General features: G+C 64.8%; 21 protein-coding genes. 7 read left to right on the forward strand and 14 right to left on the reverse strand.

What is annotated here, in order from left to right:
* Nucleotides 1-13: 13 nt before the first annotated feature.
* From H292_RS0121145 to H292_RS0121185, 9 genes are all read right to left on the reverse strand, one after another.
* Entirely contained in the window at nucleotides 14-1,402 is a 1,389-nt protein-coding gene (locus H292_RS0121145; RefSeq protein WP_027498961.1) for a guanine deaminase, read from the reverse strand.
* 111 nt (nucleotides 1,403-1,513) lie between these two features.
* Entirely contained in the window at nucleotides 1,514-2,137 is a 624-nt protein-coding gene (locus H292_RS0121150) for a TetR/AcrR family transcriptional regulator (RefSeq protein ID WP_026347861.1), read from the reverse strand.
* A gap of 35 nt (nucleotides 2,138-2,172) precedes the next feature.
* Nucleotides 2,173-2,940 carry an enoyl-CoA hydratase family protein gene (locus H292_RS0121155; protein WP_019665497.1) on the reverse strand — a complete coding sequence of 256 codons (768 nt, stop codon included), beginning with the start codon at nucleotides 2,938-2,940 and terminating at the stop codon, nucleotides 2,173-2,175.
* Nucleotides 2,940-4,100, reverse strand: coding sequence for an acyl-CoA dehydrogenase family protein (locus H292_RS0121160; protein ID WP_019665498.1), 1,161 nt, complete (start codon nucleotides 4,098-4,100; stop codon nucleotides 2,940-2,942). Before H292_RS0121160 ends, H292_RS0121155 begins: the two co-directional genes overlap by 1 nt.
* Before the next feature lie 51 nt (nucleotides 4,101-4,151).
* Nucleotides 4,152-6,143, reverse strand: a complete 1,992-nt coding sequence (locus H292_RS0121165) for an acetyl/propionyl/methylcrotonyl-CoA carboxylase subunit alpha (RefSeq protein ID WP_020112657.1) — start codon at nucleotides 6,141-6,143, stop codon at nucleotides 4,152-4,154.
* 7 nt (nucleotides 6,144-6,150) lie between these two features.
* Entirely contained in the window at nucleotides 6,151-7,749 is a 1,599-nt protein-coding gene (locus H292_RS0121170; protein ID WP_019665500.1) for an acyl-CoA carboxylase subunit beta, read from the reverse strand.
* Nucleotides 7,746-8,894: an acyl-CoA dehydrogenase family protein gene (locus H292_RS0121175; RefSeq protein ID WP_019665501.1), complete on the reverse strand. Its 1,149-nt coding sequence runs from the start codon at nucleotides 8,892-8,894 to the stop codon at nucleotides 7,746-7,748. The genes H292_RS0121170 and H292_RS0121175 overlap by 4 nt, the downstream gene beginning before the upstream one ends.
* Nucleotides 8,891-10,591: an acyclic terpene utilization AtuA family protein gene (locus H292_RS0121180; protein WP_020112658.1), complete on the reverse strand. Its 1,701-nt coding sequence runs from the start codon at nucleotides 10,589-10,591 to the stop codon at nucleotides 8,891-8,893. The genes H292_RS0121175 and H292_RS0121180 overlap by 4 nt, the downstream gene beginning before the upstream one ends.
* On the reverse strand, nucleotides 10,588-11,385 hold the full coding sequence (locus tag H292_RS0121185; protein WP_019665503.1) for a TIGR03084 family metal-binding protein: 798 nt from the start codon (nucleotides 11,383-11,385) through the stop codon (nucleotides 10,588-10,590). Before H292_RS0121185 ends, H292_RS0121180 begins: the two co-directional genes overlap by 4 nt.
* Before the next feature lie 92 nt (nucleotides 11,386-11,477).
* Here H292_RS0121185 and H292_RS0121190 point away from each other — a divergent pair, with 92 nt between their 5' ends.
* Nucleotides 11,478-12,533, forward strand: a complete 1,056-nt coding sequence (locus H292_RS0121190; RefSeq protein WP_020112659.1) for an endonuclease/exonuclease/phosphatase family protein — start codon at nucleotides 11,478-11,480, stop codon at nucleotides 12,531-12,533.
* A 1-nt stretch (nucleotide 12,534) separates the two neighbouring features.
* Here the strand turns inward: H292_RS0121190 and H292_RS0121195 are convergent, their stop codons facing one another.
* Nucleotides 12,535-12,993: a MarR family winged helix-turn-helix transcriptional regulator gene (locus H292_RS0121195; protein WP_020112660.1), complete on the reverse strand. Its 459-nt coding sequence runs from the start codon at nucleotides 12,991-12,993 to the stop codon at nucleotides 12,535-12,537.
* A 61-nt stretch (nucleotides 12,994-13,054) separates the two neighbouring features.
* Between H292_RS0121195 and H292_RS0121200 the strand changes: the two genes are divergently transcribed.
* Nucleotides 13,055-13,459, forward strand: a complete 405-nt coding sequence (locus tag H292_RS0121200) for a VOC family protein (protein WP_020112661.1) — start codon at nucleotides 13,055-13,057, stop codon at nucleotides 13,457-13,459.
* Between the two features lie 38 nt (nucleotides 13,460-13,497).
* Entirely contained in the window at nucleotides 13,498-14,175 is a 678-nt protein-coding gene (locus H292_RS0121205; RefSeq protein WP_019665507.1) for a haloacid dehalogenase type II, read from the forward strand.
* A 20-nt stretch (nucleotides 14,176-14,195) separates the two neighbouring features.
* Here the strand turns inward: H292_RS0121205 and H292_RS0121210 are convergent, their stop codons facing one another.
* Nucleotides 14,196-14,675: a DUF4188 domain-containing protein gene (locus H292_RS0121210; protein WP_020112662.1), complete on the reverse strand. Its 480-nt coding sequence runs from the start codon at nucleotides 14,673-14,675 to the stop codon at nucleotides 14,196-14,198.
* An 84-nt stretch (nucleotides 14,676-14,759) separates the two neighbouring features.
* On the opposite strand from H292_RS0121210, the gene H292_RS0121215 reads away from it, so the two are divergent.
* Nucleotides 14,760-15,413, forward strand: coding sequence for a MerR family transcriptional regulator (locus H292_RS0121215; protein WP_019665509.1), 654 nt, complete (start codon nucleotides 14,760-14,762; stop codon nucleotides 15,411-15,413).
* A 291-nt stretch (nucleotides 15,414-15,704) separates the two neighbouring features.
* Nucleotides 15,705-17,441, forward strand: a complete 1,737-nt coding sequence (locus tag H292_RS0121225; RefSeq protein WP_027498962.1) for an HNH endonuclease signature motif containing protein — start codon at nucleotides 15,705-15,707, stop codon at nucleotides 17,439-17,441.
* A 43-nt stretch (nucleotides 17,442-17,484) separates the two neighbouring features.
* Here H292_RS0121225 and H292_RS0121230 read toward each other — a convergent pair whose 3' ends face one another.
* Together H292_RS0121230 and H292_RS0121235 are read right to left on the reverse strand one after the other, a co-directional pair.
* On the reverse strand, nucleotides 17,485-19,578 hold the full coding sequence (locus H292_RS0121230; RefSeq protein WP_442978573.1) for an ArnT family glycosyltransferase: 2,094 nt from the start codon (nucleotides 19,576-19,578) through the stop codon (nucleotides 17,485-17,487).
* Between the two features lie 112 nt (nucleotides 19,579-19,690).
* Nucleotides 19,691-20,086, reverse strand: coding sequence for a hypothetical protein (locus tag H292_RS0121235; RefSeq protein ID WP_020112663.1), 396 nt, complete (start codon nucleotides 20,084-20,086; stop codon nucleotides 19,691-19,693).
* 64 nt (nucleotides 20,087-20,150) lie between these two features.
* Here H292_RS0121235 and H292_RS0121240 point away from each other — a divergent pair, with 64 nt between their 5' ends.
* Together H292_RS0121240 and H292_RS0121245 are read left to right on the forward strand one after the other, a co-directional pair.
* A complete protein-coding gene (locus H292_RS0121240) occupies nucleotides 20,151-20,549 on the forward strand; it encodes a helix-turn-helix transcriptional regulator (RefSeq protein WP_230594049.1) in 399 nt (132 codons plus the stop codon).
* On the forward strand, nucleotides 20,546-22,078 hold the full coding sequence (locus tag H292_RS0121245) for an adenylate/guanylate cyclase domain-containing protein (protein WP_020112664.1): 1,533 nt from the start codon (nucleotides 20,546-20,548) through the stop codon (nucleotides 22,076-22,078). The genes H292_RS0121240 and H292_RS0121245 overlap by 4 nt, the downstream gene beginning before the upstream one ends.
* 21 nt (nucleotides 22,079-22,099) lie before the next feature.
* On the opposite strand, the gene H292_RS0121250 is transcribed toward H292_RS0121245, so the two are convergent.
* Nucleotides 22,100-23,386, reverse strand: coding sequence for an MFS transporter (locus H292_RS0121250; protein ID WP_020112665.1), 1,287 nt, complete (start codon nucleotides 23,384-23,386; stop codon nucleotides 22,100-22,102).
* Nucleotides 23,387-23,432: the final 46 nt, after the last annotated feature.

Below are 23,432 nucleotides of genomic sequence, written 5' to 3' on the forward strand. Positions count from 1 at the left end.
CGACCGACACCGATCAGGTGGAGTCGACGCGTCGACCCCGCACGTAGACCTCCGTGATCGCAGGCTCGCGCATCGCCATGAGCAGGGCGAACAGAGTCTGGTCGCGAGCCATGTCCGGGTCGACGGAACGGATGCCACGACGAATCAGATCGTCGAGGGGCTGCCACTTCGCCGGATCGACGACGATGAAATCGGCTTCCTTGCCCACGTCGAGGTTGCCGATGCGGTCCTCCATGTCGAGCGCCCGCGCCCCGGCCAGGGTGCCGGTGAAGAGCAGCTCGGCGGGATGCAGGGGTACGCCCGCGTCTCCGGGTTCGGAGATGTGCACCTTGTACGCGTCGCCGAGCACGCGAGAGAGAAGGAACTCGTCACCGCCTCCGTAATCGGAACCGAGGGCGATGTTCACCCCTGCGGCCACGGTTCGGTTCCACGGCATGGTGCCCGACCCGAGGAATTGCTGCGATGTCGGGCAGTGCGCGATGGACGTGCCCGTCTCCGCCATCCGTGCGAGCTCGTCGTCCTGGCAGTGCACGGCGTGGGCGAGAATCGTCCGCTTGCCGAGAAAGCTCTTGCCACCGGCCACCGAGCCGGGGAGGAACTTGCCGTCGTAGGTATCGAGGTACGAGTCGACCTGGTAGGTCTCGAGTGTCGTTGCGATCTCGCCCGTACCGGGCCTGTTGTTCTCGTTGAGGTGGGTGTGGAAGTAGACGCCGCGGTCCCGCACGGAGTCGTACAGCTCGCCGAGGTTCCTCAGTGTCTCCGTGGTCACCGACAGAGAGAACCGTGGAACGACGGCGACGTGCAGCAGAGCGGTGTCGACGTCCCCGGTGTCGGCGGCATGCCACTTCTCGATCTCCTCCGACACCAGCCGTACCGCGTCCTGTTCGGTGGTCACGAGTGCCTTCGCCGAGTCGGGGCCCGTCGTCTGCACTCCCCTGCCGCTGACGACGCGCAGTCCTCTACGAAGGGTCTCCTCGAACAATGCGTCCTGCGCGTGCGGGAACGCCGACCCGAACACCATGGCCTGCGTCGTACCGGCCGCGATACGTCGATCGCAGAACGCGGCCGCCGCCTCCGCCGCGAACTCCGGGTCCTCGAACATCGATTCCGACGGGAAGATGCAGGTGTTCAACCACTCGAGCAGCTGCCCGCCGCCGTAGGCGTCCCCGGCGAACGTCTGCGGGAAATGCACGTGAGTGTCGATGAACCCGGGAAGAAGAAAACCAGGACGATGGTCGACGACGGTGCCGCCCCCGACCGTGACCGCGTCGAACGGTCCCGAATAGGTGATGACACCGTCGTCGTCGACCACCAGGGCACCGTCGGGGATGGAGACCAACGCGTCCGCAGCAGCGGTCACCGTCGGCGATCCGGCGATATGGAAAACATGGCCCCGATGTATTTCAGGTGCGCTGTGTTTCTCAGGTGCGCTGTGTTTTTCAGGTGCACTGCGTATCCGACTCACGGTGAGAGCGAACCACGAACCTGGCACCGCCGCAGATCGAGCGCTCGCCTACCCGGCCGCGGTGGTGGCGTGGTCGATCTTCAGGCTTGCGTCGAGGACGCCTGCCCATGCCTTGACGATTTCGCTGCGTCGGCGTGAGTCGTCGCTCAGGACGTCGGCGAGGCCGAGCCCGCGCGCGAGGTCGAGGGTCGCCTGCACGAGCCGGTGTGTCTGCGGGTCGCTGTCGTCGGCGCCGAGTTGGTCGACGGCCATGCGGTGGGCAACTCGACCGAACTTCTCCTCGAGCGGCAGCACCCTGGCCCGCATGTCCGGGTCCGCGGCGGCAGCGGTCCACACCTGCAGGGCCGCTTTGAAGACGGAACCGGTGTAGTACTCGACGAGCCTTTCGACGACGCGTTCGGTGCGGGCCGGGCCGTGTGGCAGCGCCGCGGATTCACGGCGTGCGTCGTCCATGCGAGTGTCGAACATGTAGTCCAACGCCGCGGTGATCAGGTCTTCTCGGGTGGGAAAATGGTGCTGGGTCGCCCCGCGGGAGACTCCTGCTCGCGCCGCGACGACGCCCACCGTCGTCGGGCCCCATCCCTGCTCGGCGAGCGAGTCGATAGTGGACTCCAACAGCCGCTGACGCGTCGCCCTACTTCGATCCTGCTTGGGTTCCCGCGCCGTCACCATCGGTCCTGCTTCTCCCTACTTCTGCACCGGCCCGCTCATTCCGCGGGCGCCACTCGCGAGGCCACCCACCTGGGCGGTCGCTTCTCCAAGAAGGACATCATCCCCTCTCGCGCTTCCTCGGATGCAAACAGCCTCGCAGAACGGTCCGACAAGTCGGTTCCGTGAGCGTCGAAGTCCGCCAGAATCGCCGACGTCGTGAGCCGCTTCGACTCGGCGAGGCCCTGCGGGGATCCTTTCCGGAGAGCCTCGAGAATGTCTCCGACGGTGGATGCCGGGTCGGCTGCGGCCTCGCTGATCAGGCCGATGGCCTCGGCCTCGTGGGAGCCGAACTTCTCACCGGTGACGAAGTAGCGGCCTGCCGCGCGGGAGTTCATCCGAGGCAACAGCGTCAGCGACACGATGGACGGGGCCAGACCCAGGCGGGCCTCCGTCAGCGCGAATGTGGAGTTCGGTCCTGCGACGACGATGTCGCATGCACCGACAAGCCCCATGCCTCCCGCGCGCACGTGGCCGTCGATCTGTCCGACGACAGGCTTCGGGGTCTCGAGGAGTGTACGAAGCAGTCCGAGCATCTGCGCCGTGCGTCCTTCGACGGTTCCGCCGGCTTCGGTGAGGTCGGCCCCCGCGCAGAACGTTCCACCGGTGTGAGTGAGGACGATTGCCCGAACGTCGGGATCCTCGCCCGCATCGTGCAGCCCTGCCGTCAGTTCGTCGACGAGGGCCGTGGACAGGGCGTTCCTGTTGTGCGGGGTGTCGAGAGTGAGGGTGGTGACTGCGTCGGCTGTATGTACCTGAACTGCCATCAGTACGACCTGGGTAGTCCGAGGGAGTGTTGGGAGACGAAGTTGAGGATCATCTCCCGGCTGACCGGCGCCACCCTCGCGATCCGCGCTGCACCGAGCATCGCGGCGAGACCGTATTCCTCGGTCAAGCCCGCCCCGCCGTGGGTCTGGATGGCCTGATCGAGCGCTTTGATACTCGCTTCCGCGGCCGCGTACTTGGCCATGTTGGCGGCCTCGGCAGCACCGAAATCGTCGCCGGAGTCGTACAGGACCGCGGCCTTCTGCATCATCAGCTTGGCGAGCTCGAGTTCGATCTTGACCTGCGCCAGCGGATGCGAAATGCCCTGGTGCGCGCCGATCGGCGTCTTCCAGACCGTGCGCTCGTTGGCGTATTTCACCGCCGCGTCGAGTGCGTAGCGGCCCATCCCGACGGCCATCGCCGCGCCGAGAATGCGCTCGGGATTCAGACCCGCGAACAGCTGCATCAGCGCGGCGTCGGCCTCACCGACGAGGGCCTCTGCCGGGAGCCGCACGTCGTCGAGGAACAACGTGAACTGATGATCCGGCTCGATGATGTCCATCTCCATCCGAGTCTTCTGCAAGCCCTCGGAATCGGTGGGGACGATGAACAGCGCCGGCTTCAGCTTGCCGGTCTTGGAATCTTCGGTGCGAGCGACGATCAACACCGCGTCGGCCTGGTCGACGCCGGAGATGTAGATCTTGCTGCCCTTGAGGATCCAGTCGTCACCGTCTCGCCTGGCGGTCGTGGTGATCTGGTGCGAGTTGGATCCGGCGTCGGGTTCGGTGATGCCGAAGGCCATGATCTTCGAACCGTCGGCGAGAGCGGTGAGCCACGTCTGCTTCTGATCCGCCGTGCCGTACTTCCCGATGATGGTGCCGCAGATCGCCGGGCTGACGACGACCAGCAGCAACCCCGCCCCGTGTGCCGCGAGTTCCTCCTGGACGAGGGCGAGTTCGTAGATCCCTGCGCCTCCGCCGCCGTACTCCTCGGGCAGGTTCACGCCGAGGAATCCGAGTTTGCCTGCCTCGTTCCACAATTCACTGAGGGGTTCACCCTTGCGAGCCTTCGGCAGCACGTAGTCGATGTAGTTGTAGCGCTTGCCGAGCGAGGAGACCGAGGTCCGCAGGCCCTTCTGCTCTTCGGTTTCGATGAAACTCATGATTCTCCTTTTGAAATGGTCATTCCGCGGGCTCCACTCCTGTTGAAATGGTCATTCCGCGGGCTCCACTCCTGCTGTTACGACTGCTAGGACGGCGCCGACCTCGACTTGCTGGCCTTCGGAAACGTTCAGTTCGGTGAGCACACCGTCGGCCGGCGCAGTGACGGTGTGTTCCATTTTCATTGCTTCGAGCCAGAGAATCGGCTGCCCGGCCGTGACGGTGTCACCCTGCGCTGCAGCCACTCTGACGACGCTGCCCGGCATCGGAGCGAGCAACGATCCGGCTGCGACCTCCTCGGTGGGATCGACGAATCGCGGCGCCTTGACCAGCCGCACCGGACCGAGCGAGGAGTCGATGAAGACATCCGGTCCGTACCGCGCGACGTGGAACGTTCGACGAAGCTTGTTGTCGTCCAGCACCACTCGATTCGGAGTGTTCTCGATCAGCGCGACGCCGTCGAGATCGGTCTTCAGGCCGTAGCGCCCGAGGGTGTATTCGACAATCTCATCCCCGTACTGCTTTCGCTGCGGTTGCGACGGGAGGTTGCGCCAGCCGCTGGGGAGCCCCTTGTTCACGCGAGCCGACGCCCGGTTGTGGGCGGCGTCGGCCAGTGCGGCTGCCAGTGCCGACAGCCGCACTGCACGTCCCTGAGCGATCGGCTGCGCCAGGACGTCCAGACCGTGGGTGTCGAAGAACGCCGTATCGGTGTCACCGGCGAGGAATGCCGGGTGCTGCAGGACGTTGACGAGCAGATCTCGGTTGGTGACAAGCCCGTGAATCGTGGCTTTCTGCAGCGACTTCGCCAGCAGATTCGCGGCCTGCTCTCGGGTGGGCGCGAACGAGATCACCTTCGCGAGCATGGGGTCGTAGAAGGTGCCCACGTGTGACCCTGTTTCGACGCCGGAATCCACACGAATTCCGGATTTGTTCAGCACGGAGAACCGCTCGCCGGGGATGTCGAACGTGTGCACCGGCCCGCTCTGGGGCTGCCAGTCCTGACTGGGATCCTCGGCGTACAGCCGAACTTCGATGGAGTGCCCCCGCGTCGCCGGCTGATGGGCCGGGAGAGGTTCGCCCGACGCCACGCTGATCTGCAACGCAACCAGGTCGAGGCCCGTCGTACATTCGGTGACGGGATGCTCCACCTGCAGACGGGTGTTCATCTCGAGGAAGAAGAAGTTGCCCTTCTCGTCGGCGAGGAACTCGACGGTACCTGCGCCCTCGTACCCGATGGCCTCGGTGGCGAGTCTGGCGGCGTCGAACAACCTCTCGCGCATCCCGTCGATACGTTCGACGAGCGGTGAGGGCGCCTCCTCGACCACCTTCTGGTGCCGACGCTGGATGGAGCACTCGCGTTCTCCGACCGTCCACACGGTGCCGTGGCGGTCGGCCATGACCTGAACTTCGATGTGTCGGCCGGTTTCGATGTACCGCTCGACGAACACCGTTCCGTCGCCGAAGGCCGAAAGAGCTTCTCGCCCTGCCGTCTCGATTTCCCGCTGCAGGTCCTTCAGATCGCGGACGATACGCATGCCGCGTCCACCACCGCCCGCCGACGCCTTGACGAGCACCGGCAGTTCGTCCTCGGTGATCTGCGACGGATCGAGTCGGGTCAGGACCGGCACCCCGGCGTCGGCCATCATCGCTTTGGACTCCACCTTCGAGCCCATGAGTTCGATGGCTTTGACGGGTGGTCCGATCCACGTCAGTCCGGCGTTCTGGACCTGCTGGGCGAATTCGGCGTTCTCGGAGAGGAATCCGTAGCCGGGGTGAACCGCGTCGGCGCCTGCTTGTACAGCTGCGGCGATGACGAGTTCACCGCGCAGGTACGTCTCGCCGGGCGAGTTCCCCGGCAGGTTGACCGCGACGTCGGCTTCCCGGACGTGCGGGGAGTTCGCGTCGGCGTCGGAGAAGACTGCGACGGTGTCGATGCCTTCGGCGCGGCAGGTAGCGAAGACACGGCGGGCGATTTCACCGCGGTTTGCGACGAGTACCGAAGTGGCAGGAGCGGAGCCTGCGGAGTGACCAGATTGGTTTGTCATCTGCGCTTCACATCCGGAAGACGCCGAAGTTCTCGGTGCCTTCGATCGGGGCGGTGGCAATGGCCGACAGGCACATTCCCACCACCGTGCGGGTGTCACGGGGGTCGATGACGCCGTCGTCGTAGAGGCGTCCGGAGAGAAACATCGGCAGCGACTCGGCTTCGATCTGGTTCTCGATCATCGCGCGCAGGCCTGCGTCGGCTTCCTCGTCGAATGCTTGGCCGCGGGCTTCCGCTGCTGCCCGTCCGACGATGGAAATGACGCCCGCAAGTTGGGCTCCGCCCATGACAGCGGATTTGCTGCTGGGCCACGCGAAGAGGAACCGGGGATCGAAGGCGCGGCCGCACATGCCGTAGTGGCCGGCGCCGTACGACGCTCCGAGCAGAATCGAGATGTGTGGGACCTTGGAGTTCGAGACGGCGTTGATCATCATCGAGCCGTGTTTGATCATGCCGCCTTCCTCGTACTCCTTTCCGACCATGTAGCCGGTGGTGTTGTGCAGGAACAACAACGGCGTGTTCGATCGATTGGCAAGTTGAATGAACTGGGTTGCCTTCTGCGATTCTTCGCTGAACAGGACGCCACGTGCGTTGGCGAGGATGCCGATGGGGTAGCCGTGCAGTTCGGCCCAGCCGGTCACCAGCGACCCGCCGTACATCGGCTTGAACTCGTCGAAATCGCTGCCGTCGACGATGCGTGCGATGACCTCACGGGGATCGAACGGAATCTTCAAGTCGGTCGGCACGATGCCGAGCAGGTCCTCGGGATCGGCGAGTGGTTCGATGACCTCTGCTCGCGGTTCCGGGCCCTTCTTCTTCCAGTTGAGTCTCTTGACGATGCTGCGACCGATGCGGATGGCGTCCTGCTCGTCGACCGCGAAGTAGTCGGCGAGACCGGACTTTCGGGCATGCATCTCGGCGCCGCCGAGGGATTCGTCGTCGGAGTCCTCACCGGTCGCCATCTTGACCAGTGGCGGTCCGGCCAGGAAAACCTTGGAGCGTTCCTTGATCATGACGACGTGATCCGACATGCCGGGAATGTAGGCACCGCCGGCGGTGGAGTTGCCGAAAACCAGGGCAATCGTCGGAATTCCTTTGGCGGACAATTGCGTCAGGTCACGGAACATGCGTCCGCCTGGAATGAACACCTCCTTCTGAGTCGGCAGGTCGGCACCACCGGACTCGACGAGGGAGATGACCGGCAACCGGTTCTGCGTCGCGATGTCGTTGGCCCGGAAACCCTTCTTGAGGGTCCACGGGTTGCTGGCACCGCCGCGCACCGTCGGATCGTTGGCGACGATGAGGCATTCGACACCGCTGACGACGCCGATGCCCATGACCGTGCTCGCACCGACAGGAAAGTCGCTGCCCCACGCGGCAAGTGGGCACAGCTCGAGGAACGCCGAGTCCTCGTCGATCAGTAGTTCTATTCGTTCACGCGCCAGGAGTTTGCCGCGCTTGCGGTGCCGCTCGACGTATTTCTCACCGCCACCGAGAAGCGCTTTACCGTGCTCGACGTCGATCTCCGCCAGCTTGGTGTTCATCGCCTCGGCGGCACCGGTGAATTGCTCCGACGCGGTGTCGAGGGTGGACTTCAGCACGCTCATGCCTGGTACCCCAATCGTTTTGCAGCCAGTCCGGTCAGGATCTCGGTGGTGCCTCCGCCGATACCGAGGATGCGCATGTCGCGGTACTGACGTTCGACTTCGCTCTCCCGCATGTAGCCGAGGCCGCCGAACAACTGGACGGCCTGGTTCGCGACCCATTCGCCGGATTCGACGGCAGTGTTCTTGGCAAAGCACACTTCGGCGATGAAGTCGTTGTTCTCGGTCATGGACCGTTCGACGATGCTGCGGGTGTAGACCCGCGCGATGTCGATCTTGCGCGCCATCTCGGTGACGGTGTTCTGTACGGATTGCCGTTTGATGAGCGGCTTTCCGAACGTCTCGCGGTCGCGAACCCACTGCAGCGTCAGGTCGAGGCACCGCTGAGCGCTCGAATAGGCCTGCGCGGCGAGCGCGATGCGTTCGGTCAGGAACGCCTGCGCGATCTGCGCGAAGCCCGTGTTCTCCGCGCCCACCAGATTGCTCACGGGCACCCGGGCGTCGACGAAGGAGAGCTCGGCCGTGTCCGACGCCCGCCAGCCCATCTTGTCCAGCTTGCTCGTCACCTCGAATCCAGGCGTGCCCTTCTCCACGACCAGAAGCGAGACCCCTCCGGCGCCGTCACCGCCGGTGCGGACCGCCGTCACCACGAAATCTGCGCGGCACCCCGACGTGATGTACGTCTTCGCACCGTTGACGACGTAGTGATCGCCGTCCTTGACGGCCCTCGTCCGCAGATGTCCGACGTCGGATCCGCCGCCCGGTTCGGTGATCGCGAGCGATCCGATCTTCTCGCCTGCGAGGGTAGGGCGTACCCACTTCTCGATCTGGTCCGGATCACCCGCGGCCACCAAGTGCGGCAACGCAATTCCGCTGGTGAACAGCGAAGCGAAGAGTCCTCCCGACGCGCCTGCCTGGTGCATTTCCTCGCAGATGACCACAGCGTCGGCGAGGTCTCCCCCGTCGCCGCCGACCTCCTCGGGAAAGCCCGCTCCGATGAGACCGAGAGCCGCAGCTTTACGGTGGAGATCGCGTGGGAGTTCACCGTCCGACTCCCACTGGTTCAAGTGCGGCAGGATGTCCTGTTCGACGAAACTGCGCACGGTCTTGCGGAGCTGTTCACGCTCCGGCGTGGTCCACACGGTCATATCTGTCCTTGGAATACGAGAGTTTCGGGAATGGCGATGTGCCGGGACCTGAGCCATTCGCCCAACCCCTTGGCCTGTGGATCGAATCGTGCCTGCGATGCGACGCCTTGGCCGAGGATGCCTTCGATGACGAAGTTGAGGGCCTTGAGGTGCGGCAGCACATGCCGGGTGACGGTGAGGTCTGCGGCTTCGGGGAGCAGCGACTTCAGTTCTTCGACGGTGAGAGCGTGGGCCAGCCAGGCGAATTCGTCGTCGCTGCGCACCCACACTCCGACGTTCGCGTTGCCGCCTTTGTCGCCGCTTCGTGCGGCGGCGACGGTACCGAGTGGCACTGTGATCGTCGACTCGCCAGGTCGTTTCGGTGGAAGTCCGGGCTCCGGGAGCGGTTCGAGTACTTCAGTGTCGGTGGCCGGTGGAATGTCGACCCGGGTGCCGTCGGCGAGGGTGACCGTGTGCGGTACCTCGCCTGCATCGACGTATCCGGCGGTGAAGACACCGAACGGCGCACCGTGTCCGGGCGGCGCGGTCAACGAGAAGCCGGGATAGCTGGCGAGAGCGAGCTCCACTGCTACCGATGAGAACTGGCGGCCGACGATGTTCGGATCACTGTCGCGGGCCACGCACCTCAGGAGCGCGCTTGCGGTTTCCTCGGTGGGCGCGTCGGGCTTGTCGGTCCGCACCAGCGTCCATTCGAGTTCCTTGGGTCTGGTCGGCAGCCAGGATTCGAATTGCTTCTGCGCGAGTTCGGCTTTCGCGTCGATGTCGAGACCGGTCAGAACGAGGGTGAACTCGTTGCGGAATCCGCCGAGCGAGTTGAGCGAGACCTTCAGCGTGGGCGGCGGGGCCTCGCCCTTCACCTGGGAGATCCTGACGCGGTCGCTGGACTCCTGAGTCAGTACAGCGGTGTCGATACGAGCTGTGACGTCGGGGTTCGCGTATCGCCCGCCGGTGATTTCGTAGAGCAACTGCGCGGTGACTGTTCCGACGCTGACTGCGCCGCCGGTGCCGTCGTGCTTGGTGATGACCGACGATCCGTCGGCATGGATCTCGGCGATCGGGAACCCGGGACGTCCCATGTCGGCGATCTCGGTGAAGAACGAGTAGTTGCCACCGGTCGCCTGGGTGCCGCACTCGATGACGTGACCGGCCACCACGGCACCGGCCAGAGCGTCGTAGTCGGTTCTGTTCCAACCGAAGTGGTACGCCGCGGGGCCGACGATGACCGAGGCGTCGGTGACGCGGCCGGTGACGACGACGTCGGCGCCGGACTTCAGCGCTTCGACGATTCCCCACGCGCCGAGGTACGCGTTGGCGGTGAGAGGGCTACCCAGGCCGAGCTCGTCCGCGCGGGACAGGAGATCGTCGCCGTCGACGTACGCGATCTTCGCAACGGAGTCGAGCTGGGTCAGCGCGTCGGCGAGGCCTTTCGGGTTGAGTCCGCCGGCGTTCGCGACGATCTTCACGCCCCTGTCGAGAGCGAGACCGAGGCAGTCCTCTGCCTGGCGGAGAAAGGTTTTGGCGTATCCGCGGGATGCGTCCTTCATGCGATCGCGGCCGAGGATGAGCATCGTGAGTTCGGCGAGGTAGTCGCCGGTGAGGTAGTCGAGTTCACCACCTTCGAGCATCTCCCGCATCGCGGAGAGTCGGTCACCGTAGAAACCGGAACAGTTGCCGATTCTGACGTGGGGGGTACTCATTTCTGGGATCGTCCTGGTCCTGGAGGGCCTGCGAAGGCTTGGGCGATGGTGAGCCAGTGCTGGGCGTCGGCGCCCTCGGCGTGGACGTCGAGGTCGTCGCGATGGGCGCGCTGAGTGACGAGCAGGCAGAAGTCCGCCGCCGAGCCGGTGACGCGCTGAGACGCGTCACCGGGGCCCCAGGTCCAGAGCTCACCCAAGGGGGAGGTCAGCTCGACCCGGAACGGCTCGGTCGGCGGGGTCTGTTGGTTGACGGCGTACGCGAAGTCGCGGGTTCTGACTCCGATGTGCGCGACGCCTCTGATGCGCTCGGTGGGCTCGCGGCGGACGCCGAGTGCGTCGGCGACGTCCTGTCCGTGTGCCCACGTCTCCATCAGTCGTGCCGTCGCCATCGAGGCCGCGCTCATCGGCGGTCCGAACCACGGAATCTTCACTCCGGCGGGCACCGTCGCGAGGGCATCCGTCATTGCGTGACGACGTGAGCGCCAAGTTTCGAGGAGGTCGGGCCGCCGCGCTTCCTCCTCGGCCGCGACGTCGACGAAACCGGTCGGATCGGACCAGGCCTGCTTCAGAACGATGTCGAACTCGGCTTTGGCGCGATCGTCTCCTGCGGCACCCGACGTCGTGCGCTCGGCGACATTGTCCGTCCAGGACAGATGACCTATCTGATGGGCGACGGTCCAGCCCTCGGCGGGCGTGAGCGTCGACCATTGTTGGTCGGTCAGGTCGCTGACCAGGGCGTCGAGGTCGTCACCCTCGGCGCGGAGGTCATCGATGATCGAGTCGAGGTCGGCCATGGGAACAGCTTCACACCACACCGCGTAAAAAGCAAGCATGCCTGCTTGTTAATTTACGTGTTGTTCAGACAACGTCGGTACGGTCTCCGATCGTGAAGACCGCCGGACTTGCCGCAGCCCTACTTGCCACTAGACTACTCGCCGGATGTTCGACGCCGGGAGCGAGCGACGCCGAGCCCCGTCAGGTACGCGTCGCGACGTTCAATGCAAGCCTCAACCGACCCGCCGAGGGACAACTGGCCACCGAACTGCACGGCGAGAACGCGCAGGCCCGAGCCGTCGCCGACGTGATCGACCACAATTCGCCGGATGTTCTGTTGATCAACGAATTCGACTATTCGCCCGAGGCACTGGATCTGTTTCGTGAGAACTACCTGGGTGGCGCGTACCCCTACTCCTTCACGGCACCCGTGAACACCGGCGTCGACTCCGGACTCGACCTCGATTCCGACGGTGCTACCGGAGGACCGAACGACGCATTCGGTTTCGGGCAGTTTCCCGGCCAGTACGGCATGGTCGTGCTGTCGAAGTTCCCGATCGACACCTCCGACGTCCGGACATTCCAGAACTTCCTGTGGAAGGACATGCCGGATTCGCTTCTGCCTCGCGACTACTACGGCGCGAACTCGGACGCACTGCGCTTGTCGAGCAAGTCTCACTGGGACGTGCCCGTCGACATCGACGGCAAGACCGTGCACATTCTGGCGTCGCACCCGACTCCCCCGTCGTTCGACGGACCGGAGGACCGCAACGGAAAACGCAATCACGACGAGATCCGCCTCACCGCCGACTACATCGACGGCGCTGGATACCTGTACGACGACAACGGCGTTCGCGGAGGCTTGACGCAGAACGCATCGTTCGTCGTTCTGGGCGACCAGAACAGCGATCCGGTCGACGGCGACTCGGTAGCAGGGTCGATTCAGCAATTGCTCGACAACCCCCGCATCCAGGATCCGGCGCCGACGTCGGGAGCCGACGGCAACACCGATACCGCCGACTTTTCCGACCCGACTCCCGGCGACCTACGCGTCGACTACGCATTGCCGTCGGCTGACCTGACCGTCACGGGCTCGGAGGTCTTCTGGCCGACCGATGCCTCGCACCCCTCGGATCACCGAATGGTGTGGGTGGATCTGAAGCTCTGACTCAGGATGCGTCTCCGCGGTCGTTGAGCGATCGGATCATTCCGCCGAGGAGCCGGAACGCCGTCTCGCGTTCGTCGCCGGACATACCGGCCAGCATCCGGTCCTCCACGGACCTGACCGCGGCAGTCGCCTTCTCGAGCTCCCGCCGGCCGCGTTCGGTGAGCCGGGCCGGAAGGGCCTTTCCGACGGGAGCCTCCGTCGGCCTGACGACGACCCCGTCCCGTTCGAGAGCCTGCAACAGCACGTTCATCGATTGCCTGGTGACGAAGGCGCCGCGGGCGAGTTCGGAGTTGGACAGGCCCGGCCGCTGAGCGAGCAGTTCGAGGCACGAGTAGTGCGTCACGCTCATCCCGAGCGGCCGAAGGACTTCGTCCATCGCGGCCCGCAGGACACTGGACGCTTCCTTCAGCAGGTACCCCAACGAGGTGTTCAGGTCGATCCCTCGGTCGGCTTGACTCATGTCAGCATTCTGACATAGATTCGTTCGTGTCAGATAACTGACACACGTCGAAGGAGTTTCCATGGTAGTCACCGGTCCCGATTTCATCTCCCTCCAAGTAAGCGACCTCGCCGCATCGCAGGCGTTCTACGAGAAGTACCTCGGCCTCGTGCGTTCGCCCGCCGGCCCACCCCACGCCGTGGTCTTCGAGACCACTCCCATCGCTTTCGCTCTGCGGGAGATCGTCGCCGGAACCGATCTCGCCTCCGCGGACCGGCCGGGCATCGGCGCCGCAATCTGGCTGCACGCCAACGACGTTCAATCCATCCACGACACCCTCGTAGCGGACCAGGAGCGGAGTGCGCAGAGCGACCCCGACAGCAACACTCAGGTCATCGTGTCGGAACCCATCGACGGCCCCTTCGGCCGCACCTTCACCTTCGCCGACCCCGACGGCTACCACATCACCCTCCACGATCGCGCCTGACGGTTCGGCCAGGGCTCTCGTCGGTACCATCGATGCCCATGGGGGTCTACGACGCGTATGTCTTCGACATTCAGGGCACACTGTTCGACTTCTTCGGGCCGGTAGCCGACGCCTTGTCCGAATGGGTGGACGACGAAGTCGTCGGCGATGCAGTGCGAGCCTGGCGTCAGGACTATTTCGAGCGAACGTCCACCCTGACGCAGTCGGCCGAGCATTGGCAGCCGGTGCAGAACGTCTACCGAGACGGCCTGGATTCGGTCGCGAAAAAACTCGGGCTACAGATCCCTTCTCCTGCCCGGACGGCGTTGGCCGATACATGGAAGAACCTGCGGCCGTGGCCCGATTCAGTGGACGGCCTGCGAGATCTACGACAGACCTCGGTCGTCGCGAGCTTGTCCAACACCGACATGGCGACCATGGTGCATCTGTTCAAGCGAGCCGGGATGGACTGGGACGCAGTGCTGACCGCCGAAGTGTTCGGCGCTTTCAAGCCGGCTTCTTTCCTGTACGAGCGAACGTGTCGTTACCTCGGGGTCGAACCCGACCGTGCAGCGATGGTCGCATCACACCCGTACGACCTCCGGGCCGCCAGGGCCGTCGGCATGAAGACCGTGTTCGTTCATCGCCCGTTGGAATTCGGCCGAATCGATCATTCGGTGGACGATGCGAGGGGCGAGTTCGACCACAGAATCGACAGCATTGCGGACATGCCCTGACGCAGGATGCCGTCGCACAGTCACTTCGAGATTCGCGCCCTTGCTGATTCGGTTCGTTTTCCGACGACGACGGAAGTTCCCGCGGCAGCCAAACCCATGATGGGCATGTTCGAGTAGATCGACTCGTGACTGCCGGGGCCCACCCGATAGGTCTCGTGATAAGCGCCGACGTCACCGCTACTGCCGACTCTGGTGTTGAACGCCCTCCACGACGGCAAGTGTGGATCACTCGGGTTCCGGGCGAACGCCTCGAGCCGATCGAAGCTCCGCCAGTACTGGACCACCGTTACCGTACGTCCGCCGAAGGACAGGCGAGCGCCCAAGAGCCCCTTCTCCGGATGCTTCCTCAACTCGCGCAACATTTTCGGCATGGCGACGAACGGCGGAAACCACTTGTGCACCTTCCACAGCTTGTTTATCCGCATGCCGATGAGAAAGACGACGAAATCGCCGTCCATCGAGGCCGTGTAGCGGCCGGCTTGCACTCCGTTGCGGTTCACGATGTCGAACCTCCAGACTATGGATAGAGGAACTATCTGTAATAGATAGTGATACTCTCCGTTCGTGAAGTCAAGGGTGCTCGGATGAGGATCTCCGAGCTGAGCAAGCACTCCGGCGTGTCGACAGCCTCCATCAAGTTCTACCTGCGCGAGGGCCTCCTCCCCGCAGGCAAGCAGACCGCACCCAATCAGGCCGACTACAACGACCAGCACGTACGACGGTTGCGCCTCATCCGCGCCTTGATCGACGTCGGCGGACTCTCCATTTCCGTCGCCCGCGCCACTTTGGCAACGATCGATCACGAATCAGCCTCCGCTCACGACACGTTCGGAGCCGTGATGCACGGGCTGGACGACATCGACCCCGACGACGCGGCACCGGACGTCGCCCGAACCTACGACGAAGTGCGAGAATGGATTTCCGCGCGTGATTGGCACGTGGATCCTGCGGCTCCCGCTCCCTTCAGGCTGGCAGAACTCGTGGCGACGTTGAGACGCTTCGACTTCCCGATCGACTTGAACTACTTCGACGACGTGGCCGACGCTGCCGAGGCAACTGCCTGGGGTGAGGTGAACTACGCCCGTACGCGACCGGACCGCGCCTCCGCCGTGGAGGCCATGGCCATAGGAACCGTCGTGATCGGACAGGCCGTGAACGAGATACGCCGAATTACACTCGAAGCCATCAGCTTTCGTATTCAGAACACCGGCAATGACCCTCGGCCCGTTACGCCATGACCCAGCCACCCGCAGTAGAGTTCGCCTTCCCCGGTCCGCTGCGCGACTCCCTCGTGAAGACTGTCCTCGACGGCAAGAAGACATCGACGACGACACGAAAGTAGTTCTGGAATCCTTTCGACTGATCCAGCCCCGCTAGTCGAACGGCGCCTTGTAGGCATTTTTGTCGGTGTCGTGCGCTAGTAGATCGAACTTCGAAAACGGTTGCCCCGCAAACCGAAAGGCCTTGCAGTCGAACAGAACGGGCGGTATATTCGAACATACGTTCCCATGAACCGGGGGGTTCACCACATGCCACACACCACCACGCCCAGCAGATACGCCCGCTACCTGGGCCCGCACACACCACCCACCATCGACCCAACACTCCTGACCGAACTTGCCGACGCAGCCAGAGAAGAAAACAAAGCTTGCGCACGCAAAGTCGCCCACGCCGCACGCATCTGGGAAACCTGCATCGAACAGACCGTCCACATCGGCGAACGCATCACCGACGCCGGCAACTACGCATCCTCCGAAACCGCAGCCGCACTCGGCTGCTCGAAAACAGTCGCAGACACCTACTCCGACATCGGAATGGACCTGCGCCTACGCCTCCCACACATCAAAGCAGCCTTCGACGCCGGAGACCTCGATCTACCCCGAGTACGCGCCATCCACCGCGTCACCGGCCCCTACAGCACCCCCGCCGTCGAACACGCACAAACCGACATCCTCACCGCCGCACTACACCTGTCCCCCGGACCACTCGCCACCGAAATCAACGCCATCATGCACCGCTGCGCACCCGACGAAGCCGCACAACTACGCGCGGACCTCACCCGCCTGACCACAGTGAAATACCGCGACAAAGACATGATCGCCACCATCGAAGCCGACCTCGAAGCCGCAGACGCCGCCGCCAGCTGGCAACGCATCAACGAAGTAGCCGACACCCTCTGCCCCCGCGACCCCCGTACCCGAGGACAACGCCGCGCCGCCGCGTACACCGCCCTCATGCGCAGCGAAACCCACATCGCCTGCACCTGCGAACCCGACGACGACCACCCCTGCACCGCCAACCCCGAACCCCCCGACCGCCGCCGACCCCTCACCACCGTCACCATCGACATCGACACCCTCCTGCGCCTCGCCGACCTCCCCGCCTACCTCGCCGACCACGGCACCATCGACGCCGACTACGCCCGACAACTAGCCCACAACAGCGACCTGCAGATCCTCATCACCGAAGCCCTCGACCTCGCCCACGAACTAGGCCACATCACCAACCCCAACCCCGACAACAACGCCGACGCCGCACGAGACACAGATCCCGAGCCCACACGCACACCACGCCCCACCGCACACCCGACGTTCCATCCACTCGGACGCGGCCGACGACGCCGAGGACTCGACCTCCCCACACCGCCGGCCCCACACCCCTCCCGCACACCCACCGACACCGACACCGACACCCCGGCCGGACAGTACGAAGGCCGATACACACTCATCGCCGCACTCGAATCCGCCATCGAAACCAACCCCGCATTGGCAGTCCCGCTCTACCCCGACGGCCACGGCGGACTCACCACCCCACCACCCGGCGCACTGACCTACCGACCCGGCGCCTCGCTCGCAGACCTCGTCCGACACCGCGACCGCACCTGCCGCCACCCCGGATGCGACGTCCCCGCAGCCGGCTGCGAGATCGACCACGTCATTGCCTTCGACCACCGCGACCCCACCCGCGGCGGCTGGACCATCCTCACCAACCTCCACTGCCTCTGCAGGTACCACCACTCCCTCAAGACCATGGGCGCCTGGACACCCACCATGCTCGCCGGAGCCGCCGAACACTGGCAATCGAACTCCGGTACCACCGCAGTCACCCTCCCCGGAAACACCTACGGAACAACCGACCTCGCCGCACAATCACTCATCCCCCACATACCCCGCAAACGCAGACCCATCATCACCACCAACAACAACACGGCAAACAACACCCACACCCCAACGACAAATGACACCGACGACCCCGCACCGTTCTGAACGGTGCAGGGGCTCGGACGAATCGGCGTCCATGGACTGTCGGTCAGCCTGTGTATCCGCTCATGTCGTACACGGTGACGCCATCGACGGTAGTGGCGGTGAAGTTCGCTGCGACCCACTCCGCGATGTCGGACGATGTGGACTGCGAGTTACCACCACCGGGCATGCCGCCGCCCATTCCGCCGCCTCGGCCACCGGAAATGTAGTACTTGACTTCGTGATTCGAGACGTAGGAGATGAACTGATCGAGAGTCGGCGCGGGATCACTGCTCCACCCTCCGATAGCGATGACCGCTGTGTCCGTGGCCAACTCGTAGGTCGCGGCTGTCTGCGATCCGTTCACCGCAGCGGACCACTTGGTGTCGGCCGACTCGAGCAGAGCGTTCACCTGATCACTGGAAGCGGAACCTCCACCCATACCGGGGCCACCAGCCATGACACCTGCTTCGTCTCCGGCCACCGGACTGTCCGGGACTTGGCCGGCGGCACCTGCACCGTCACCATCGGTTGTTGCGGCAGCACCGGGCATACCACCCTCTGGGATCCCACCCGAGGGAACCGCGCCGTCAGACATACCGCCACCCGGCATACCTCCACCCGGGGTACCGCCGCCCATGCCGGAGTCCGAGACGGCACCGACGGGACCCGCGGTGGGGATGGATCCGCTGTGGACGGTGGACGAGGTGGCGATGGCATACGACGCACCGCCGCCGAGACCTGCGATCGAGCCGACGAGGGCAGCGATGACGGCGAGTACACGGAACCGACCCGCACCGAGGATCGCGACAGCAGCGACGACGGTTCCGAGCAACAGGATCCACTTCAGAGCGGGCAGCCAGTCAGCGTTGCGGTGCAGCAGAACCCAGGCCCATCCGCCTGCCGCGAGCATCATCGACGCCAGACCGAGACGCGCCCACACGGATTCGCGTGCGATCCACAATGCATAGCCGCCGGTCCCGACCATGCCTGCAACAGCCGGCGCGAGGGCCACCGTGTAGTACGGGTGGATGGTTCCGGACATGTAACTGAAGATCGAACCCGTCACCAGGAACCAACCGCCCCACAGAACGAGCGAAGCGCGCAGCAGATCGGTGCGCGGTGCGCGTCCCCGAGCAATGAGCCCGAACACCAGTGCCACCAACGCGGCGGGGATCAGCCACGAGATCTGGATGCCCATCTCACTACCGAACAGCCGGTCCAGTCCCGTGCTGCCGCCGAAACTGGAACCCGCGGCCCCTCCCATTCCACCGCCGCCCATTCCGCCACCGGCATTGCCGTCGGATCCGAAGATGCGGCCGAGTCCGTTGTAGCCGAGCACCAGATCCATGACGGTGTTGTCCGTCGAACCTCCGATGTACGGGCGCGCATCGGCGGGCCAGAGCGCAACGGTCAGAACCCACCACCCGGCTCCGGCGACGAGCGCGGCGAACGCACCGACGAGATGCAGCAACCGAGCACCCAGACGCGCCTGCCCTGCAACCAGGTACGTCAACCCGAAGGCCGGGAGCACCAGCAGACCCTGGAGCATCTTGGTCAGGAACGCGAAACCCAGCGCGACGCCGGCGAACGCGAGCCACATCGCCGCTCGGCGACCGACAGACGTCTGCAGGGCGCGCACGACGAAGTATCCGCCGATCGACATCAGCAACACCAGCAGTGCATCGGGATTGTCGAACTGGAACATCAACGCCGCCCCCGGCGTCGACGCCAAGACCGCACCCGCCAGGAGCCCTGCCGTGGGCGCGGCGACCCGCTTGACTGCGGCGTAGACGACGGCGACCGCACCCACACCCATCAATGCCTGCGGCACCAGAAGGCTGGCGCTGGAGAACCCGAAGATCCGAGCCGACAATCCCATCACCCACAGCGATGCGGGCGGCTTGTCGACGGTGATGAAGTTCTCCGAGTCGAGCGAACCGAAGAACCACGCAGTCCAGTCCTTCGAACCAGCCTGCGCCGCAGCGGCATAGAAGGTGTTGGCGTATCCGCTGGCGGTCAGGTTCCACAGGTACAGCACGGCGGTCGCCGCAAGGAGCACGCCCAGCACTACGTGGTGGCGGTTCGGCGCATACCTCGCAGCCTTACGATGCCGAGGTTGCGGTTCCGCTGGTGTCGGCGGCAGAAGTGTTGTGGTCACGAAAAGGTCCTCCGTCGGTAGTGTCGAGGACCAGAGTGACCGGGCCGGGTTCGTCCCCGCTGGGAACAACCTCGAGAAATGCTGTGAAGGACCGCAGACAAGGTCGAACGCGTCAGACACCGTCCAGAGGGGTGATGACCGCGATACGGCGAGCTCCATCGGCGTCGAGCACGATCTGGTAGGCGTTGCGCTCCACGCCGACGGAGTTGCCGCCGGAATCGAGGTTCTCGAGCAGCAGATGTCCCACCCAGATCCCGTTGCCCTCGATGTCGGTCACGATGTCCTTCGCTCGGACGCCCTGGATTCCGCGGGATCGGTAGAACTGCTGCCCCTGGCTGAAGAAGTCACGCGTCTGCTGTGGATCGGTGACGGCGAGGCAGCCGCGAGGCGACACCGCGAGAGCTGGATAGTGGTAGATGTCCGCGAGGGCGTCGATGTCGCCCGAGGACAGGTAACCGGTGTAGCGGTCGAAGAAGTCCTCTATCGATTCGGTGCTGGTGGAGGTCATGAACGGAGAACCTACGGTTGATTACCGCCACGCCGGTGACGGTAATCGGAAAGAATCTCCGATTGTGCCCCGCGAAACGAGCTCCGACTCACGCGACAACCACCTGACGCTGCGACGCGTGGTGCGTCAGCAACGTCTCATCGAAATCCTGGCCGACTCGCCACTGCCCGTACCGACGGAAGATCTGGCCGAGAAACTACAGGTCAGCGCCAGAACCGTGGAACGCGACCGCCGCCGTCTCGTCGAATCCGGCGTCCCGATCGTGTCGGTACCGGGAACAGGCGGCGGCAGCCGACTTCCCAGCCACGACAAGCCTGCTCCCCTGCATTTGTCGTTCGAGGAGATCGCCGCGTTGATCGCGGCCCTCGCCGCGCTCGGGCCGACGGAAACCGACAGCGCACAGTCCGCGATGACCGCCCTCGTCGCAGCAATCACCCCGTCGCAGCCTCGGGGACTGCGGTGACCGCCCGGCAAGCCCGACGTGTCGCCGTCAAGTACGGGGCATCGCTGATCGCGTTGAACATCGCCGCTGCGGTGCAGGTGATCTTCGTCGTGGCGTTGCTCGCGAGATCCGAGACCGCGACGGTCGGCAGCATTCTGACCGACCCCGCATTCAGCGCATTCCGATGGATCGTCCCGCTCGGCATCACGGTCGGAGCCCTCGCAGGCATCGTGCTGATCCTGCCCACCCTGCGGTGGTTCGCACACGAGGACATCCCGACGGTCGAGCAATCGAAACGTGCGACACGGATTCCGCTGCACCACACCGCGTCGCACCTCGCGCTGTGGCTGGCATTCGGGTTCTCCATGGCAGCGTTGACGCACGACGCGGAACACGACGTGACGGTACTCATCGTCATCGGCACCGTGTTCGGTGCGGTCACCACCGCCGGAACCGGATACCTGTTGACCGAGAGGTCACTGCGTCCCGTCACCGTGCTGGCGTCGACGGGCACCCCGGCGCGACGTGAACTGAGCGTGCTCGCACGACTGATCCTCACCTGGTTGGTGTGCACGGCCATTCCGGTGGCAGCGATCACGCTGATCGTCATCGTGCACTCGACCGGAAAGCCCGTCGCAATCCCCGCCCCGATCGAACTGCCCATCCTCATCGTCTCCGCAATCGCACTCGGCACCGGACTCCGCGGAACCATCCTCGTCGCACGATCGGTGTCCGAGCCGGTGCGAGAAGTAAGCCAAGGGATGACGGAGATCGAGAAGGGACGGACCGACGTAGCCGTCCCGGTCTACGACTCCTCGGAGATCGGGAACCTGCAACGCGGGTTCAACAGCATGTCGCGCGGACTCACCGAACGTGAACGACTACGAGACCTCTTCGGCCGACACGTCGGCACCCAGGTCGCCTCGAGAGCACTCGAACAATCCGACTTCCCCCGCGGCGACGTCCAGTACGCCGCTGTCCTGTTCATCGATCTCGTCGGGTCGACGGCCTTCGCCGTCGACCATCCGCCCGAACGCGTCGCCGAAGTACTCAACGAATTCCTCGCCATCGTCGTCGACACCGTCGACGACAACCTCGGCTTCATCAACAAATTCGAAGGCGACGCCGCACTCGCCGTCTTCGGCGCGCCCCAACCCATCGACAATCCGGCTGCCGCCGCCTTGAAAGCTGCCCGACGCCTACGCCTCGCACTCGGATCCCTCGACACCCGCACCACCCCCGGTCACTCCGCCGGAAACCCAGCCGGCGCCGCTCCTATGGACTTCGGGATCGGCGTTGCTGCAGGTGATGTGTTCGCCGGGGACATCGGAGCACTGCAGCGATACGAGTACACCGTCATCGGAGAGCCGGTGAACTGCGCAGCGAGGTTGTCCGATCTCGCCAAACTCGCGCCGGGCAGAGTGCTGGTCAGCAGCCGACTCGTCGACGACGCAGGCGCGGACGAAGCGCGTCACTGGCAGTCGACCGGGCCGGTGGAGCTGCGCGGATATCAGACGCCGGTCGAGGTCTCGGCGGTCTCCGACGCTTAGCGGTCCCGGCGGCTCCGCGGCTCAGCGGTCCCGGAAGCGCTGGAGGATTTCGCGCATCGTGTGCGGGTAGATACCCTCGTCGGCGAGCTGCCTGCGGGTCTTGCGACGGGTCAGCACGACGCCGGTGATCGCGACGATCCACACCGGGTACTGGACGAGGAACGCGACCCGGAAGCCCTCGAACGTGTAGCCACCGAACGCGTCGAGGATCCATCCGATCGATGCGATGACCAGAAGCGACGCGGTGAATCCGCCGATGTTGACCATGCCCTGCGCGGTGCCGAGGTTGGCGCTCGGATTGAAGGTACGTGCGTAGTCGAATCCGATGACCGAACCGGGTCCGCCGACGGAGATCACGACCACCAGGACGACCAGCAGCCACAGCGGAGCAGGACCGGGAAGTGCCAGCACGACTGCCCACATCGCCGCATTGCTGATCATGATGGCGAGCACCATCCACGACCGTCGCATCGGATATCGCCCGGTGAGGATGCCGAGCCCGACGCCGGAGAACACTGCTGCCACCACCGAGATCGACAGCAGCGCGCCGGCCGTCGACGACGACAACCCCTGCGCCGACGTCAGGTACGGGATACCCCACAACAACGCGAACACGGTGATCGAGAACTGCGTACCGGTGTGGGAGAAGAACCCGAGCCGCGTCCCGGGGCGCTTCCACACCTGCGCGATGGTCGCGAACGTCTCACGCACCGACGTCGCCTTCTCGGTGATCTCGGTGCCGGGAGGTGAATCACGAACCAGGGCGAGCGTCAGGACCAAGGCGACGAGTCCCAGCGACGCAGCGCTGCCGAACGCGACCGTCCACCCCGGACCGTTGAGCAGTACGAGGAACGGCACCGCGGACAGGATCTGTCCCATCTGGCCGAGCAGACCCGTCAGCTGGGACACGATGGGAACCTGCCTCGGCGGGAACCACTGCGGGACCAGACGCAACACCGAGATGAACGTCAGAGCATCCCCGACTCCGACGAACGCACGCGCCGTCACAGCCAGGGGAAGCGAATCGGTGAATGCCAGTACCAGTTGCGCGACGGTCATCAGCAGCGCGCCGAGTGCGATCATCTTCCGAGACCCGACGCGATCCAGCACCACACCAGCGGGTATCTGCATCGCCGCGTAGACGACGACCTGAAGAACGACGAACGACGACAGCAGTGACGGACTGATCACGAACCTGTCGGCGGCGTCGAGCCCTGCGACACCGAAGGCGGTGCGGTGCAGCACGGCGACGATGTATGCGAAGACACCGACACCCCAGACCACCCACACGCTTCTCACTGCCCACATTCTGCCCGGTGCCCTGTGCAAGGATCGAATCCGACAGGACGCGACG

Source organism: Rhodococcus sp. 114MFTsu3.1, from assembly GCF_000383555.1.
Lineage (GTDB): Bacteria > Actinomycetota > Actinomycetes > Mycobacteriales > Mycobacteriaceae > Rhodococcoides > Rhodococcoides fascians_E.

Bases quoted from the DNA above. Each gene is read 5' to 3' on its own strand.
- H292_RS0121150 (WP_026347861.1), bottom strand. From the start codon at position 2,137: ATGGTGACGGCGCGGGAACCCAAGCAGGATCGAAGTAGGGCGACGCGT.
- H292_RS0121155 (WP_019665497.1), bottom strand. From the start codon at position 2,940: ATGGCAGTTCAGGTACATACAGCCGACGCAGTCACCACCCTCACTCTC.
- H292_RS0121160 (WP_019665498.1), bottom strand. From the start codon at position 4,100: ATGAGTTTCATCGAAACCGAAGAGCAGAAGGGCCTGCGGACCTCGGTC.
- H292_RS0121165 (WP_020112657.1), bottom strand. From the start codon at position 6,143: ATGACAAACCAATCTGGTCACTCCGCAGGCTCCGCTCCTGCCACTTCG.
- H292_RS0121170 (WP_019665500.1), bottom strand. From the start codon at position 7,749: ATGAGCGTGCTGAAGTCCACCCTCGACACCGCGTCGGAGCAATTCACC.
- H292_RS0121175 (WP_019665501.1), bottom strand. From the start codon at position 8,894: ATGACCGTGTGGACCACGCCGGAGCGTGAACAGCTCCGCAAGACCGTG.
- H292_RS0121180 (WP_020112658.1), bottom strand. From the start codon at position 10,591: ATGAGTACCCCCCACGTCAGAATCGGCAACTGTTCCGGTTTCTACGGT.
- H292_RS0121185 (WP_019665503.1), bottom strand. From the start codon at position 11,385: ATGGCCGACCTCGACTCGATCATCGATGACCTCCGCGCCGAGGGTGAC.
- H292_RS0121195 (WP_020112660.1), bottom strand. From the start codon at position 12,993: ATGAGTCAAGCCGACCGAGGGATCGACCTGAACACCTCGTTGGGGTAC.
- H292_RS0121200 (WP_020112661.1), top strand. From the start codon at position 13,055: ATGGTAGTCACCGGTCCCGATTTCATCTCCCTCCAAGTAAGCGACCTC.
- H292_RS0121205 (WP_019665507.1), top strand. From the start codon at position 13,498: ATGGGGGTCTACGACGCGTATGTCTTCGACATTCAGGGCACACTGTTC.
- H292_RS0121215 (WP_019665509.1), top strand. From the start codon at position 14,760: ATGAGGATCTCCGAGCTGAGCAAGCACTCCGGCGTGTCGACAGCCTCC.
- H292_RS0121225 (WP_027498962.1), top strand. From the start codon at position 15,705: ATGCCACACACCACCACGCCCAGCAGATACGCCCGCTACCTGGGCCCG.
- H292_RS0121235 (WP_020112663.1), bottom strand. From the start codon at position 20,086: ATGACCTCCACCAGCACCGAATCGATAGAGGACTTCTTCGACCGCTAC.
- H292_RS0121250 (WP_020112665.1), bottom strand. From the start codon at position 23,386: ATGTGGGCAGTGAGAAGCGTGTGGGTGGTCTGGGGTGTCGGTGTCTTC.